At 61.5% G+C, this 15,723-nt stretch carries 16 protein-coding genes; 7 read left to right on the top strand and 9 right to left on the bottom strand.

What is annotated here, in order from left to right; translation table 11 throughout:
* Positions 1 to 86: 86 nt before the first annotated feature.
* Positions 87 to 1,310, bottom strand: coding sequence for a CaiB/BaiF CoA transferase family protein (locus ACR80S_RS17015; RefSeq protein ID WP_435403891.1), 1,224 nt, complete (start codon positions 1,308 to 1,310; stop codon positions 87 to 89).
* Between the two features lie 112 nt (positions 1,311 to 1,422).
* Entirely contained in the window at positions 1,423 to 2,340 is a 918-nt protein-coding gene (locus tag ACR80S_RS17010) for a 3-hydroxyacyl-CoA dehydrogenase NAD-binding domain-containing protein (RefSeq protein WP_435403890.1), read from the bottom strand.
* Positions 2,341 to 2,510: 170 nt separating this feature from the next.
* Between ACR80S_RS17010 and ACR80S_RS17005 the strand changes: the two genes are divergently transcribed.
* Positions 2,511 to 3,224, top strand: a complete 714-nt coding sequence (locus ACR80S_RS17005) for an SDR family NAD(P)-dependent oxidoreductase (RefSeq protein WP_435403889.1) — start codon at positions 2,511 to 2,513, stop codon at positions 3,222 to 3,224.
* A gap of 30 nt (positions 3,225 to 3,254) precedes the next feature.
* Here the strand turns inward: ACR80S_RS17005 and ACR80S_RS17000 are convergent, their stop codons facing one another.
* From ACR80S_RS17000 to ACR80S_RS16985, 4 genes are all read right to left on the bottom strand, one after another.
* Positions 3,255 to 3,473 carry a hypothetical protein gene (locus ACR80S_RS17000; protein WP_435403888.1) on the bottom strand — a complete coding sequence of 73 codons (219 nt, stop codon included), beginning with the start codon at positions 3,471 to 3,473 and terminating at the stop codon, positions 3,255 to 3,257.
* A 204-nt stretch (positions 3,474 to 3,677) separates the two neighbouring features.
* Entirely contained in the window at positions 3,678 to 5,177 is a 1,500-nt protein-coding gene (locus tag ACR80S_RS16995) for a tripartite tricarboxylate transporter permease (RefSeq protein WP_435403887.1), read from the bottom strand.
* Between the two features lie 32 nt (positions 5,178 to 5,209).
* Positions 5,210 to 5,710: a tripartite tricarboxylate transporter TctB family protein gene (locus ACR80S_RS16990; protein ID WP_435403886.1), complete on the bottom strand. Its 501-nt coding sequence runs from the start codon at positions 5,708 to 5,710 to the stop codon at positions 5,210 to 5,212.
* 82 nt (positions 5,711 to 5,792) lie between these two features.
* Entirely contained in the window at positions 5,793 to 6,782 is a 990-nt protein-coding gene (locus tag ACR80S_RS16985) for a Bug family tripartite tricarboxylate transporter substrate binding protein (protein WP_435403885.1), read from the bottom strand.
* Between the two features lie 501 nt (positions 6,783 to 7,283).
* Here ACR80S_RS16985 and hglS point away from each other — a divergent pair.
* Positions 7,284 to 8,630, top strand: a complete 1,347-nt coding sequence (gene hglS / locus ACR80S_RS16980; RefSeq protein WP_435403884.1) for a 2-oxoadipate dioxygenase/decarboxylase HglS — start codon at positions 7,284 to 7,286, stop codon at positions 8,628 to 8,630.
* Between the two features lie 249 nt (positions 8,631 to 8,879).
* Here hglS and ACR80S_RS16975 read toward each other — a convergent pair whose 3' ends face one another.
* Complete coding sequence (locus tag ACR80S_RS16975; protein ID WP_435403883.1) at positions 8,880 to 9,521, bottom strand: lyase family protein; 642 nt, start codon at positions 9,519 to 9,521, stop codon at positions 8,880 to 8,882.
* A 137-nt stretch (positions 9,522 to 9,658) separates the two neighbouring features.
* Here ACR80S_RS16975 and ACR80S_RS16970 point away from each other — a divergent pair, with 137 nt between their 5' ends.
* Complete coding sequence (locus ACR80S_RS16970) at positions 9,659 to 10,450, top strand: IclR family transcriptional regulator domain-containing protein (protein ID WP_435403882.1); 792 nt, start codon at positions 9,659 to 9,661, stop codon at positions 10,448 to 10,450.
* Positions 10,451 to 10,481: 31 nt separating this feature from the next.
* On the top strand, positions 10,482 to 11,432 hold the full coding sequence (locus ACR80S_RS16965) for an AEC family transporter (protein WP_435403881.1): 951 nt from the start codon (positions 10,482 to 10,484) through the stop codon (positions 11,430 to 11,432).
* Positions 11,433 to 11,444: 12 nt separating this feature from the next.
* On the opposite strand, the gene ACR80S_RS16960 is transcribed toward ACR80S_RS16965, so the two are convergent.
* The gene (locus tag ACR80S_RS16960; RefSeq protein WP_435403880.1) at positions 11,445 to 12,350 is read right to left on the bottom strand and encodes a LysR family transcriptional regulator; all 906 of its coding nucleotides are present in this window, start codon (positions 12,348 to 12,350) and stop codon (positions 11,445 to 11,447) included.
* A 155-nt stretch (positions 12,351 to 12,505) separates the two neighbouring features.
* On the opposite strand from ACR80S_RS16960, the gene ACR80S_RS16955 reads away from it, so the two are divergent.
* The 3 genes from ACR80S_RS16955 to ACR80S_RS16945 are packed head-to-tail and all read left to right on the top strand — an operon-like array spanning position 12,506 to position 15,489.
* Positions 12,506 to 12,718, top strand: coding sequence for a hypothetical protein (locus ACR80S_RS16955; protein WP_435402063.1), 213 nt, complete (start codon positions 12,506 to 12,508; stop codon positions 12,716 to 12,718).
* Positions 12,711 to 14,165 (top strand): sodium:solute symporter family protein, encoded by a 1,455-nt coding sequence (locus ACR80S_RS16950; protein WP_435403879.1) that lies wholly within the window; start codon positions 12,711 to 12,713, stop codon positions 14,163 to 14,165. The genes ACR80S_RS16955 and ACR80S_RS16950 overlap by 8 nt, the downstream gene beginning before the upstream one ends.
* A 19-nt stretch (positions 14,166 to 14,184) precedes the next feature.
* Positions 14,185 to 15,489 carry an amidohydrolase gene (locus ACR80S_RS16945; protein ID WP_435402065.1) on the top strand — a complete coding sequence of 435 codons (1,305 nt, stop codon included), beginning with the start codon at positions 14,185 to 14,187 and terminating at the stop codon, positions 15,487 to 15,489.
* Positions 15,490 to 15,617: 128 nt separating this feature from the next.
* Here ACR80S_RS16945 and ACR80S_RS16940 read toward each other — a convergent pair.
* A partial coding sequence (locus tag ACR80S_RS16940) for an L-serine ammonia-lyase, iron-sulfur-dependent, subunit alpha (RefSeq protein WP_435403719.1) occupies positions 15,618 to 15,723 on the bottom strand: 106 nt, incomplete at its 5' end.

Below are 15,723 nucleotides of genomic sequence, written 5' to 3'. Positions count from 1 at the left end.
GCCATGGGCCTTCATCATCGCCGAGACGATGCTACGGTAACGCAGCAACCCTCAGCGGTGAGAACAAATCATTAAATACCTGATGACTAACCCACCACCCCTTCACTCTTAAGCTTAGATAACTGCTCCAAGGTGAGATCGAGGTATTCAGACAGAACAGTATCAGTATCCTCACCCAGCAGTGGGGCTGGGCGCCTGTATTCAACAGGAGTATCTGAAAGATGTATTGGGCTGCCCACCATTTTGAATTCTGGATTCATGGCATGTGGAATTTTCACCAGCATTCCACGAGCATCCACCTGGGGCTCTGTCAAAGCATCGGCAATGTCATTGATAACACCAACCGGAACCTTGACCTTGCTGATCCGCTCCACCCACACGTCTGCATTTTCACTCATGAAGTGATCCGAAAGAATCTGCGTAATGGCCTCCCTGTTCCTGACCCGATCCTCGTTTCTGGAAAACCTGGGATCTGCAGGAAGCTCTGACAAACCAATAGCGCTGCAAAGGGCTACAAATTGCGCATCATTCCCGCAGGCGATAATAAAATCCTTATCACAGGCACGAAATGAATTATAGGGAACAATGTTCGCGTGCGCATTGCCATAACGACCGGGGGGCACACCGGTACTGAGATAATTCTGGCTTTGATTTCCAAGTGCTGCCAACTGAACGTCCAGAAGCGCCATGTCGCAATACTGCCCCCTGCCCGTCTTTTCCCGCGCCAGCAGTGCTGCCTGAATGGCAATAACAGAATAAAGCCCTGTCATCACGTCAGTCACCGCAACTCCCACCTTCTGCGGACCGCCGCCTGGCACACCATCACGTTCACCGGTGATACTCATCAGCCCACCCATTCCCTGGATGATAAAATCATAACCTGGTTCTTGTGCACGCGGGCCAGTCTGACCAAAGCCGGTAATCGAACAATAGACTAGCCTCGGATTGAGGATGGAGAGTGATTCGTAATCCAGTCCATACTTCTTCAAGGAGCCCGCCTTGAAGTTTTCGATCAGCACATCACTCTCAGCGGCCAGAGCACGAACGATCTCCTGTCCTTTTTCACTGGCAATATCGACAGCCACGGAGCGCTTGTTGCGATTGGTGGATTGATAATACGACGACTCCTGCGAGTTCACTCCTTTCTCATTTTTCATGAAGGGTGGGCCCCAGGCCCGGGTATCATCACCAGAACCCACTCGCTCTATCTTGACGACATCGGCTCCCAGATCAGCAAGCACCTGACTACACCAGGGGCCAGCCAGAACCCGACTCAAATCAAGCACACGAATGCCAGTAAGCGCACCCATCAACACCACCCCACATTAGCAAATTGATTTAAAATTGATCGTCAGCGAATAATTGGCTCACGGCGTAAAAGCGAAACACCCAATTGAAGTAGGCCCCGAGTTAGCGCCCGACCTATATTGTTGGGATAACGTCAGAGTCGGTCCCCGCCATCAAGGAGAGAAGGCGCTCGAGCAACTCGCGCTCCTGCCTGTCATAGGCCTCGGCGTCACCTTGAGGCCACTCATAAAAACCCCGACCACTCTTACGACCCAGCCGCCCCTCGGCCACCAGGGACTCGAGCACGGGAGAGGGTCTGGTGCTGTTCTCCAGATCCGGATAGAGGTAGCGCGCGATGTTGAGATGAGTATCCAACCCGTTGAGATCCCGCTGCCGCAGCGGCCCATTCAGAGCCAAGCGAATACCGATGGAGTAACGCACGATATCATCCAGCGCTTCGGCATCGACCACGCCCTGTTCCAACAACGCCAGGCACTCACGCATCAACGCGTGTTGGATACGGTTGGCTACGAACCCCGGAACTTCCTGCTTGAGCACCGCAGGCCGTTTCCCCAGACGCCTTAGCCACTGGCACACCCGTTCCACAGTCTCAGCATTAGTGAAGCGCCCAGGCACCACCTCCACGGCGGGAATTACGTCGGCGGGGTTGAAAAAATGGGCGCCCACAAACCTCTCGGGGTGAACCAGGGAGTCGGCCAACACATTGATGGAAAGCCCCGAGGTGTTGGTCATGATTAGAGTGCCGTCGCGAGCATGTGTTTCCACCTCACTCAACACACGGCATTTCAGATCAAGGTTCTCGGTCACGCTCTCCACCACCGCGCCAAAATCGTCAACCTGCTCCCACTCGCTGACGAAGCGGACAGCACCACCATGGCTCGCGGCGGTCTCCAGGGCCTTACGACAGCGAGCCAGCCTGTCAGGGTCGATATCCAGAACTGTCACAGGCAACCCGCGTGTGATCATCAGCCGGGCCAGGTTCGACCCCATAGTGCCGGCGCCAACTACCACGACATGAGACGAATCTTGCATGGCACTCTCCTTTCGGTTTGTGTTCTGAGCCGTGGCGACAAAGGTCGCATTGTCTCCGGTGATAAGGCGCGCACAGTGGAGAATTGAGCAAACGTGTGTACACATTGCGTACGTAATGTTGACTCTTTCATCGTGTGCTAAACCGCACACTCACTCCAGAAGGCCTGACAATGTCTGAACCCTGTGCCGTCGTCACCGGCGGAGCCCGTAATATCGGCCAGGCCATCGCGCTGCGCCTGCAACGTGACGGCTATCGCACCATTGTGCTGGATATCGAGGAGCCCGAATCCGAGTCGCTCAAGGCCGATGCACGCCGCGTTGACCTCGGTGAGGTGGAGGCGACCCGCGAGGTGCTCGACAAGATTGCGCGGCACCACAACGTCGACTGTCTGGTCAACAACGTCGGCGTCGTGCGCCCGGCCCTGCTCGACGAGACTCGGGTCGAGGACTTCGACCCACTGATGCACCTCAACGTACGCTCCGCCCTGGTGTGTACCCAGGCCCTGCTGCCCGGCATGCGCGAGCGCGGGCAAGGTCGTATCGTCATGAATGCCAGCCGTGTGGTGCTGGGTAAGGAGGCACGCACTCTCTACAGCGCCACGAAGGGAGCGTTGCAATCCATGGCCCGCACCTGGTCGCTGGAGCTGGCCGCAGATGGCATTACCGTCAACTGCGTCGCACCGGGCCCCATCGCCACAAGCGCCTTCTGGGAAAACAACCCGCCCAACTCCGAGCGTGCACGCCGCATCATCGAGAACATTCCGGTACAGCGCATGGGACAGCCAGAGGACGTCGCCCAAGCGGTCAGCTTCTTCTGCGACTCCCGCAGCGGCTTCATCACCGGGCAGACCTTATTTGTCTGCGGCGGCGTCACCGTCGGCTGATTCGTCGCTCTCCCCTGTCAGCTCCTTCATTCAGCTTGCCAGTCGAAAGAGCAGGGCGGCCATCGTCAGCGAGGCCACAAGGAAGACAGCGTTCCAGCGAAGACGGATCTGCCCCGCCGTCATGCCAGTAAAGCGCGACATGAACAGGTTCAGCACCCCGAAGTTGAGCACGATGCCAAACAGGGTCGAACCCAGTGACAGCAATGGATAGCGCCAGGCAGGCGGCAGTTGCCGATCCGGTGAGCTCATTCCACACTGCCAGTATGACCGATACAGCAAGCAGGCGGCTGGACCAGACACCCGCAGCTGACACGCTTCTAGTAGATCTCATGGGCGGCTCACTCCCTGTCATCACAACGAGTCAACCACGTGGGCCGTGGCTGACTCATCATTGCCCATTCCCTGGCCTTGCGTGGGTTGTCGAAGACACCCCGAGTCAAATCGTGACGTGCCCTACCTTGGCTTGTCGACTGTGCCCTTTGCATGATGGCGGGCAGCAAAGTAGCGATAGATGGCCAGCAGGATGGAGCCCACTGTCAAGGCGATAAAGAACCAGGTGATCGGCCCCCGCACGAAGATCGACAGATCGTTAGAGCCGATCAGCAATGAGCGCCGCAGGTTGTCCTCAAACATCGGGCCCAGAATGAAGCCGATCAGGAAGGGGGCCGCCGGAATACCGGTGCGGTTAAACACATAGCCCACCAGGCCGAAGGCCAACATCAGCCACACGTCGAAGGTGTCGTTGTTGACGGCGTAGGACCCGTACACACAGAACATCAAAACAATCGGGAACAGGATCGCCTTGGGAATGTCCGCGATCAGCGAAAAATAGCGAATCGCGGCGGTACCCACGAATAGCAGGATAACCGAACTGAGCATAATGCCGAGGAAGAGCGCATAGATCAGTGTCAGGTTCTCCTGGAACAGGATCGGGCCCGGCGTCAATCCGTGGACCATGAAAGCACCCAGGATGATGGCGGTAATCACGTCACCAGGAATTCCCAGAGACAGCAGTGGAATCATGGTTGCTCCAGCGACGCCGTTGTTTCCCGCCTCGGAGGCTGCCACGCCTTCCACTTCACCCTTGCCGAAACGCTCGGGGTGGGGCGAGCGGCGCTTGGCATCACTGTAGGAAATGAACGCTGCCGCAGTGGCTCCGGTGCCGGGAATAGCCCCGATAATCACGCCGATGAGGCTGCCGCGAATGATGCTCTTGAGGCTGGCCTTGAGTTCAGCCCATGAGACACCAGCTCCGCTGGCCTTGGCACGCAGATGCGGAACTATCTTCTTGCGGTAGAACTCGACGATCTCCGGGATAGCGAATAGCCCGATCAGCAGAGGTATGAACGAAATGCTATCCATCAAGTTGTAGTTTCCGAACGTCAGTCGCTGCGAGCCGAATACCGAATCAAGTCCCACTAATGAGAGAAGTATGCCAAGAAGTGCGGCCAACAGTCCCTTGACCATCGAGCCGCTCGCCAACGAAATGATAATGGTCAGAGAGAAGCAGATAAGCCAAAAAAACTCCGGCGCACCGAAGTTCAGTGCGATTTTCGCCAAGTATGCAGCAAAGAAGATAAGCGCAATATTGGAGATGAAATCGGCAATCACCGACGCGTAAAGCGCCATCTTCAGCGCCTTCTTGGCCTCTCCCTGCTGCGCCATGGGATAACCATCCAACAGCGTACAGGCAGAGGCCGGCGAGCCCGGCGTACGAATCAAAATTGCAGTGATCGAGCCGCCATACATGCCACCCTTGTATATGCCCACCAGCAGCAGGATGGCTGCCACCGGCTGCATCGAGAAGGTAAAGGGCAGTGCCAGCGCCACTGCCATGGTCGCCGTCAGGCCGGGAATGGAACCGACCGTCACGCCAACTACCACTCCGATGGCTATCGCCAGGAAGTTCTCCGTGGCCAAGAAGAGCTGCAGCACTTCCGTAAAGTTATCCATATGTCACCTGATCTTCAGTGAGTGCCGACCCATCAGAACGGCATCAACGGCAGCGGTACATTCATGACCTCGGTAAATAGAAGCGAGACACCAACAGGAAACACAACAGCCAGGCTGTAGACCCACCAGATCCGGACAGGATGGGCTATGAACAGGATGGAGGTAGCCAGGATGCCGCTCAAAATTGCGCCAAGCACCTCGAAGAGACCGACATACACAATCAGCGCCAGTGCCATCAGTGCGAAGCGCAGCCACGGCCCCCGCTCGAAGCGCCGGCCGCTTTCTTCGTCATCATTCGATGGCAAGAATCCTTGCACAATCAACATCACCGCGAACACCAGAATTAGCCAGCCCACGATCCTGGGCAGCCAGCGAGGCGACATCATCGGGTTCTGCAGGATGGGCGGCTCACCGATATAGTTCGGCACCAGATAGAATAGCAGCAGCAATGAAAAGCCCAGCAACACCACGCCAGCGACCACATCCCACGGATCTTTGATCAGCGTGCCGCCGGTTGAATAAGATCTTGTCATCGGGGATGTCCTCTCGACATGGAAAGCAAGTGAGGCGAGAGCCAAAGCCCTCGCCTCATCACGCTACGTATTGGCCAAGGCGTTACTCTTGACGGATGCCGGCCTGCTCAGCAACCTCATCCCAACGCGCGACCTCTTCGGTGATGAACGACTTGAACTCGTCGCCGGCGATGGTGCCCGACTCTGCCCCCAACTGCTCGACAAAGCTCAGGAACTCCTCGCGCTGCATCACCTCCTGCAGGGCCTTCTGCAAGGTCTCGGTCGCCTCTTCAGTAAAGGAGTTGTGAGCGATCAGGCCAAACCAAGCGGTGGTGACAAACTGGTCAAGGTTGTACTCGCCGATCTCTTTGAGGGTTGGCACGTCAGGAAGGAACTGGGAGCGCTCTTCAGAGGTGACCGCCAGCGCCCTCAGGCTTCCGGACTGGATGTGCGAAAGCACCGTGGGCATATTCTCGAAGGAGACGTCCACATCGCCACCCAGCAGCGCCGGCAGGGCAGCACCGCTGCCGGCGAAGGGCACGGCCGTCATGTTGGTATCGGTCAGTGTCTTGAACAGTTCGCCGGACATGTGGATAGAGCTGCCCACGCCACTGTGGCTGAAGGTCATGGTCTGCTCTTTGGCCGCTTCGACGAACTCCAGCACACTGTTGTAAGGGCTGTCAGCGGGCACCACCATTACATTGGGAATATCGATCAAGTTCTGGATGAACACAAAATCTTCCACGGGATCGTAGGCGAGATCAGGATAGATAGCCGCCCCAATAGTATGGCCGGGAGAGGCCATCAGGATGGTGTGATCGGCATCTCGGCCGCCTCGGGCAAGGCGGCCGGTGGCCACGGTGGAGCCAGCACCCGGGCGGTTCTCCACCACGACGTTGGCGTCGAGTTCGTCCTTCAGCAAATCTGCCACACGGCGCGACAGCACATCGGTGGTTCCGCCCGGCGCGTAAGGCACCACCAAGCGCACATCACCCGTGGGCCACTCCTCGGCATGCGCGGTGGAGACGGAGAGGGTCAGTGCTACGGCACCGCTACAGGTAGCCACGCAGAGCGCGTTGAGCAGTTTTTTCATGTCTATCTCCTTCACTCGCCAATTTGTTCGCTAAGCGTGCGTATATTCGCATTTCATGCACAGAGTACGGTAGTCGTCTAGAGGGCAGGAACACGCCTTAAGTCTTACGCTTCCTGAGAACCATTCCCTCTCACCCTCTCCTTGATACACGCCTTTCCCGCTTCACTCAATTGAGTCAGTTGGCAATATTTAATTAATACAGAAATAATTAATATTACAAGAGGCGCCTGACTACTCGGGTGCAAGAGCAGCCAGTGGCTCAGAAGACCGTAGAGGAAATCGGCACCATCTCCAATGCGCAGTGCGCCGCAACCACCGGCAGCGCTATACATCGGGAAATGGACGCTGCCCTGATCTCGCCCCCTCCAGTCCATGGTAAATGAGGAAGCCACAGGCCGGTTGCCATCGCAGGTTGCCATCGCAGGTTGCTCACCATGCTGGAACCAGGGATATTGAACGGTTGGTTATTCGCCCCTGACACCCCCTTGCAAGGAAAGCGCAATGAGCCAGTGGTTTCCCAAGGACCAGATTCGCGACATATTTTCCCGTTCCATGTCCGAGATGTACCGCCAGGAAGTGCCACAGTACGGCACCCTGATCAAACTGGTCGAGACGATCAACCGAGAGGTCCTCGATGCCAACCCGGCACTCGTGGCGGAACTAGAGCGGAGTGGAGAACTAGCTCGCGTTGATGTCGAGCGTCACGGGGCCATACGTGTGGGCACTGCCCAGGAACTGGACATGATGCGCCGGATGTTTGCGGTGATGGGCATGTACCCGGTGGGCTACTACGATCTCTCTATGGCCGGCGTACCGGTACACTCGACGGCCTTTCGCCCGGTAAATGACGCAGCGCTCAAGCAAAATCCTTTCCGAGTTTTCACCTCGCTCTTGCGTCTTGAGCTTATCGAGAACCGAAAACTGCGTGAGCGAGCCACCGAGATCCTAGCCGCCCGCGTTATCTTCACCCTAGGGGCACGCGAGCTGATCGAAACCGCCGAGTCCCAGGGTGGGCTGACCCCGGATCAGGCACACCGCTTTGTGACCGAGGCGTTGGAGACCTTCCGCTGGCACCAGCAAGCCACCGTAGACCTAGCCACCTACCAGGCTTTGTGCAATGAGCACCGGCTGATTGCCGACGTAGTCTGCTTTCGCGGTCCGCATATCAACCATTTGACTCCGCGCACCCTCGATATAGACGAAGTCCAGCGTCGCATGCACCGGGCTGGCATCGACCCCAAGGCGATCATCGAAGGTCCCCCACGGCGCCAATGCCCGATCCTGCTCCGCCAGACCAGCTTCAAGGCGCTGGAAGAATCTATTTCCTTCGATGGCAACGAGGAGGGCCAGCATTCCGCACGCTTCGGCGAGATTGAGCAGCGTGGCGTGGCGCTCACCCGAAAGGGGCGTAAACTCTACGATCATTTGCTGGCTGTCTCTCGGGAACGGGGCAGTGCACCAGACAACGAGGCCCATCAAGTTAGGCTCGTCGAAGTCTTCCAGGCATTCCCGGACGATTACGCCACCCTGCGTCGCGAAGGCCTGGCCTTCTACCACTACCGTGCTGCTATACCCACCGCGGCCGTCGCCACGGGGGCAGACGTCGAAACGTTAATCGAGGCCGGCGCCCTGATCGCCAGCCCGATGATCTACGAAGACTTTCTGCCCGTCAGCGCCGCCGGCATCTTCCAATCCAACCTGGGAGATTGCGTGCGCGACGAGTATGCCAACCAGTCGAACCAGGCCCAGTTCGAGGCGGCGCTGGGAGCGCCGGTCACCGACGAGATATCGCTATATGAGCGTCGCCAGCAGGCTTCGCTGGAAGCCGCCCTGGCGACACTGGAGTAAAGGGGAGTGCCAATAGCCTGGATAATCGAAGGTATGTGGGAGTAGGCAGGAAACGTGTCAGTGAATGCTGGTGAACTTGGAAATGTTGGTGAACCTGGAAAGGAAAGCTCGGCCTCCCCTGCTCAAATGACCCCACAAGAAGTCGATTTTCCAAGCAATTATTCGCCCTGTAGCCAGGCCAGGGCGCGCTGCAGCTGATGCCGGCTACTACCAAGGTATAATGCTAGCTCGGTGACCCGGGACACCGCCTCAGGGTCCAAACGGCCCTGCACCTCGGGGTGAGCATTGAGCATTGAGCGCTGAGGCGTAGGGAATTCCGTGCAGGCCCGCCGCCTCGGCGGCCTCGGCACTGATGCGCTTGGCGGCGCCCGGCCCCAGGGTCGGCGCCAGCAGCTTCGCCACCGGCTCGGCCATGATCCCGCCGCCAGTGGTGGCCAGGTTGCGGCGCATCGCCTCCGGATGCACCTCCATCCCCTCAAGGAGCACCGCGGCCTGCTCCAGGGCCCCCTCCAGCAGCAGGGCATCCAGGGCCGCCAGGCGCGGCATGAGCAGCAGCATCAGCGCCGAATCGACAACGTCCTGGCTGGTGGCCCCCTGGTGGAAGAAGCGCTTGAGCGCATCGGGCAGGGCGGCGCGCCCCTGCTTGACGAAGGGAATCGCCGCATTACCGCCGCTGGCCACACCGGCGGCGATGGCGTCGACATCGAAGGCATACGCATCGAGCACGTGACGCATCTCACGGCTGGCACCCTCCGGCACCGCACCGTGGACCTCCTGCACCTCGGCCAGGGCCAGCTCGAAGGCCAGCATGGCCTGGACCATGGCCTCGGCGTTGCACTCGGCCAGCGCCGACTGGCTCATGAAGGGGTGCTGGATCAGGGCGGCGAGCATCGGTGATCTCCGGCTAGTCAGGGGCCAGCTGAACGCTAGCCAAAAAGTCGTACAAGTGTTCGCAATTCGAACACTATGCTAGATTGGGCCGAGCCGTCGAGCAACACGACCCAGGATATCAATCAAGGACATGAAGGATGGCAAGCGTAGAACAGGATGAGGCACTGGCGCCCGATAACCGCGATTTCGTCACCGCCCTGGCCAGCGGGCTCGAGGTGATCCTGGCCTTCGACGAGGCGCACCCGCGCATGACGCTCAGCGAGGTGGCCTCGCGTACCGGCATGAACCGCGCCCGCGCCCGGCGCTTTTTGCTGACCCTGCATGCCCTGGGCTACGTCCGCAAGCAGCAGCGCTATTTCGAGCTGGCACCCAGGGTGCTGCAGCTCGGTTACGCCTTCCTCTCCGCCAACGACTACCGCAGCGTGATCCAGCAGGTGCTCGAGGAGATCACCAGCGAATCGGGGGAGTCCTCCTCCCTGGGAGTGCTGGACGGCGACGAGGTCACCTATGTGGCGCGCTCCTCCTCACGCCACCGCCTGATGGCCATCACCCTCTCGGTGGGGACGCGCCTGCCGGCGGCGCATACTTCCATGGGCCGTGTACTGCTGGCCCAGCTGCCCGATGACGAGCTGGATGCCTGGCTCGCGAGGGTGGCGTTGGAAAAGCATACCGACAAGACCATCACCGACAAGGCCAAACTGCGCGAGTGCATCCTCAAGGTGCGCCAGCAAGGCTACGCCATCGCCGACCAGGAGCTCGACTCGGGCCTTCGCTCCATCGCGGTGCCGGCCTTCGATGCCAACGGTAAGCTGCTGGGCGCCATCAATATCAGCACCAATGCCGCGCGAATCAGCCACGCCACCCTGACGGAGCACTACCTGCCCCTGCTGCAGGATAAGGCCCAACTCATTCGCACCAGCGTCAGCTGATTTCCTCTACCACACCAAGGAAGGCAACACCGTGCTGGAGATACTGGCCATCACCCTGCCGATCTTCCTGCTGATCGGCGCCGGCTTCATTGCCGCCCGCTCCGGCCTGATGAGCCGCAACAACATGCAGGGCGTGGGCACCTTCGTCATGTACCTGGCGCTGCCATCGCTGATCATCCGCGCCCTGACGGACCATCCGCTGGCGGAGGTATTCAACCCCACCTACCTGCTGGCCTACGGTCTTGGATCGCTGGCGGTCTTCGCGATCGGCCTGGCGCTCTCCGTGGGACTGCGCGGCAAGGGCCTGGATGCCGGGGCCATTCACGCCTTGGGGATGTCCGCCTCCAACAGCGGCTTCATCGGCTATCCGGTGGCGCTGATGGCCATCGGCCCGCCGGCGGCCATCTTCATGGCGATGAACATGGTGGTGGAGACGCTGATCATCATCCCCGCGGCGCTGATCCTGGCCGAGGCCAGCCGCCAGAACGGCAACGGCCTGGGCTCGGTGGTGAGCCAGACCTTCGCCCGTCTGACCCGCAACCCGGTGCTGATCGGCCTGCTCATCGGCATCATCCTCGCGTTGAGCGGCCTGCGCCTGCCGGGCCCGTTGGCCAAGGCCATCAGCATGCTCGCCGAGGCCGCCGGCCCCGCGGCGCTGTTCACCATCGGCGGCATGCTGCATGGGCTCAAGGCACGCGGCATGGCCAAGGATGTCGGCCAGGTCGTGCTGGGCAAGCTGCTGCTCCACCCTCTGGCGGTACTGGCCGCCTTCCTGCTGCTGCCCGACCCGGACCCACTGCTGATTGCCGGGGCCCTGCTGTTCGCCTGCGCGCCGATGATCAGCGTCTACCCGCTGTTCGGCAAGCAGTATGGCCAGGGCGACGTCAGCGCCGCCGCCATGATGGCCAGTACCCTGGCCTCCTTCGTGACGATCAGCCTGACGGTCTGGCTGCTGACCCACTTCGACCTGCTGCCAGTCTAGCGCAGCCCCCGTTCACTGCTTCTCCTCCCCACCGAAGCAATCACCCACCAGCGCCACCAGGTTATGCAGCGCGGGCGCGTCATTGCCCGACCGCCAGGCCAGCCACAGCGGCATGTCGCAGGCATCGAGTTCGGCCAGTCCCAGGAAGCGGATGCCCGGCATGGGGTGCCAGCTGCTGGCGGCGGGCACGATGGCGATGCCGAGGCCGGCAGCCACCATGCTGAGGATGGTGATGTTGTCGGCTCCGTACTGCACCACCCGCGGCTCGAACTGCAGGCGGGCGAAGTGGGCCACTACCCGATCGTAGTAGACCGGCGAGGCGCTGCGGAAGCCCCAGACGAAGTCGGCACCCTTGAGTTCCTGCAGCTGGCGCGGTGGCACGTCTGCCCAGGGCGACGCCGCGGGCACCGCCAGCACCAGGTGGTCATGTTGCAGCAGTCGCGTCTCGAGACCGGGTTGCTCGGCGCTGTCGAGGTAGAGGATGCCGGCATCCAGCGTGCCCTCTCGCAGCCGGTCGAGCTGGGGGCCCGACAGCAGCGGAAAGACCTCGAAGGCCACCCGGGGATAGCGCTCCCGGTAACTGCCCAGCAACCTGGCGACCTCGGGGACCCACAGGTGGGCCACCGTGATGCCCAGGCTGAGTTTGCCGATCACCCCGCTGCCCAGCGCCGCGAGCCGCGTCCTGATCTGGGTGCGGGCATCGAGCAGCTGGACGGCGTCCTCATAGAGCGCCCGGCCGGCAACCGTCAGGCGAACGCCTCGGGCATGTCGCTCCAGCAGCCGGGTGCCCAGGTCCTCCTCCAATAGTCGTATCTGACGGGTCAGTGCCGGCTGGGCGATATGCACGCGACGGCTGGCCGCCGAGATCGAGCCTGTCTCCACCACCGCCACGAAATAGCTGATCTGACGGAACTCCATGGTTTACCTCGATACGCTGACGCTCTCCATTGCATGACTGCCCATATCCAAATGGCATGCCAGCCATGCGAAAGCCATATTTTTGCTATCAGGATCGCTGTTTCATAGTGAGAGGACAACCCATAACAAGACTCGCTTCGCGAGCTGGACGACCCATGACCAAGAACTATCACCTGCTGACGGGGCTGCACTTTGCGCTGTGCACCCTGGCCATGATCTGGCCCGGCGCCCTGATCGCCAACCGCATCGAGCCCACCGTGCTCGGCCTCCCCTTCCTGTTCTTCTGGTACATCCTGTGGATGCTGGTGCTGTTTGCCGGCATGTGGGTGGCCTTCGTGGTTCGTCACGGAGGTGGCCGCCATGAGTGATTCACTGATCGTTATCGGCATCACCCTGACCTACCTCGCCATGGTGCTCTGGGTGGGCCTGCGCGCCCGCGGCCAGGAGAACTCCAGCCTGGAGGGCTATGTTGCCGGCGGCCGCCACGTGGGCGTGGTGATCCTGTTCTTCATTCTCGGCGCCGAGATCTTCTCCGCCTTCGCCTTCCTGGGGGCGCCGGGCTGGAGCTACCAGCACGGCGCGCCCGCGTTCTACATCCTGGCCTACCTGTCGCTGGTGCCGATCACCATCTGGGCCATGGGGCCGCGGGTCGCGGAACTCGGGCGTCAGAAGGGCTACCTGACCCAGGGCGACATGATCGCCGACCACTACCAGAGCAAGCCGCTGGGCATCCTCGCCGGGGTGATCGGCGTGCTGGCCCTGGTGCCCTACCTGACTATCCAGATCGCCGGCGCCGGCCTGCTGTTCCAGGCCGCCACCGACGGCCTGATCCCCTTCTGGCTCGGCGCCCTGCTGGCCTTCGTGGTGGTCGCCGCCTACGTCTTCTGCAGCGGCCTGAACGGCATTGGCTGGACCAACCTTATCCAGGGCATCATGATGATCGCCATCGCCTGGTTCCTGGGCCTGTCGATCTCCGAACGCCTCTATGGCGGGGTCGGCGAGATGTTCAGCCAGATCCAGCTGACCATGCCCGAATACCTGACCATGCCCGGGGCCACCGGCATGAACTGGGGCTACTTCAGCACCGCGGTGCTGGTGAGCGCCTTCGGCGGCGCCATGTGGCCGCATCTCTTCATGAAGTTCTACTCCGCCGACAGCGGCAAGACCCTGCGCAAGGTCAGCGTCTTCTATCCGCTCTATGCCTACCTGCTGGTGCCGCTGCTGTTCATCGGCTTCGCCGGGATTCTGGTCTTCGCCGACGAGCCCCTGGTGCGCTCCGACACTGTGCTGCTGCGCATGGTCATGGACGTGGCCAACTTCTCGCCCTGGGTCATCGGCCTGATGCTCTCCGGCGCCCTGGCGGCGGCCATGTCTACCGGCGCCAACCTGGCCCATACCGCCGCCATCGTGCTGGTGCGTGACGTGGTCGGCCCCACCGTGATGAAGGGGGCCAGCGAGAAGGCTACCGTGAGCGCGACGCGCTGGAGCGTGCTGGGCCTGTCGCTGATCGCCTACCTGTTCGCCCTGGCCAACCCCGCCTCGCTGGTGCTGCTGCTGCTGGGTGCCTACGGGCTGATCGTCCAACTGTTCCCGATGGTCCTCGGCGCGCTGTTCCTCCCGCGGCTGCGTCGCGCCAGCGTCATGGCCGGCGCCCTGGCGGGCAGCCTCGCCTACCTGCTGATGGATTTCGTCTGGAGCTCACCGCTGGGCTGGCACGCCGGCGTCTGGGCCATGCTGCTCAACGTGGCCGTGGTCGCTGTCTGGCAGATGCTGTTCAAGCCGGCGCAGCCGGCAACGGCATCATCCACCCTCTGACCCGCACCTGGAGACCCGCATGACTACCCAGACCGACCATTTCGATGTCAAGGGCGCCATCGGCGCCCAGGTAGAGGCAACGTTCGACGATATCCAGTCGCTCTACCAACAGCTGCATCAGTCCCCCGAACTGCCCTTTCAGGAGCACAAGACCAGCGCGCGACTCGCCGAGGCCCTGGAGGAGCTCGGCTATGAGGTGACCCGCGGCGTGGGCGGCACCGGCGTGGTGGCCCTGCTGCGCAACGGCGAGGGCCCTACGGTAATGCTTCGCGGCGACATGGACGCGCTGCCGATTAAGGAGGAGACCGGGCTCGACTTCGCCAGCCGCGAGACCGCCGTCGCCGAGGATGGCAACGAGGTGCCGCTGATGCACGCCTGTGGCCACGATCTGCACAGCAGCTGCGTGGTAGGCGCCGCCGCCGTGATGGCGGGGGTCAGGGCACACTGGTCCGGCACCCTGATGCTGATCTGCCAGCCGGCGGAAGAGATCTTCGGCGGCGCCCGGGCGATGCTCGACGACGGCCTCTACACGCGCTTCCCACGACCGGACGTGGTCCTGGGTCAGCACAACATGCCGGCCTTGGCGGGCACCGTCGGGCATATCGCCGGCGGTGCCATGGCCGCCTGCACCAACCTGGCGGTGAAAATTCACGGGGCGGGCGGACACGGCTCCATGCCCGCCCAGGCGGTGGACCCGGTGGTGATCGCCGCCCACGTGGTCACCCGCCTGCAGACCATTGTCTCCCGCGAGGTGCCGCCGGAGGAGACCGTAGTGGTCACCGTCGGCAAGCTGCACGCCGGCACCCAGGCCAACATTATCCCGCATTCGGCGGAGCTGGAGATAAACATCCGCAGCTTCGACAACACCCTGCATACCCGCGTGGTGGACGCCATCGAGCGTATCATCCGCGCCGAGTGCGAGGCCGGGCGTTCGCCGACGCCTCCGGAGTTCCGGGTCCTCAACGAGACCATCTCCCTGCACAACGATGCCACGGCAGTGGAGCGGGTGCGCCGCGCCCACGCTGAGCACTTCGGTGAGGCCAGCCTCTACGCCATGCCGCGGCTCAACGGCAGCGAGGACTTCCCGTTCTTCGGCAACGCCGAGGCCGGTGGCTTCGGCGGAGAGGATATCCCCTGCGTCTACTGGTTCATCGGCGCGACGCCAGAATCACGCTGGGTGGAGACGCCGGGAACGAGTGTGGCAGAGAAGATGCGACAGCTGGAGATGCCCCACTCCCCCTACTACTTCCCGGGCAACCCCGTGACACTGCGAACCGGCATCGAGGCCATGGCGGCGGGCGCCCTGGCCTATCTGGCAAGCTGAGCCGTCAGTGCTTTCCTAAGCATGTGACACCATGGCCCTGACATCAGAAAGGCTGGCTCCCGAGGGGGGGCCAGCCTTTCTGCAGTGGTAGCCGTGGCGACAATCGGCTGCCGGGCGCCGCAGATGCCTCAGCACTCGATGGCGTTGACGGCGAGCCCGCCCCGGGAGGTCTCCTTGTACTTGGCCTGCATGTCGGCACCGGTATCGCGCATGGTGCGAATCACCTTGTCCAGG

This window comes from Halomonas salsilacus (assembly GCF_051216275.1).
GTDB lineage: Bacteria > Pseudomonadota > Gammaproteobacteria > Pseudomonadales > Halomonadaceae > Halomonas.
The sequence above is the reverse complement of the archived record's forward strand: the minus strand, read 5'-3'. Positions and strand labels throughout refer to the sequence as shown.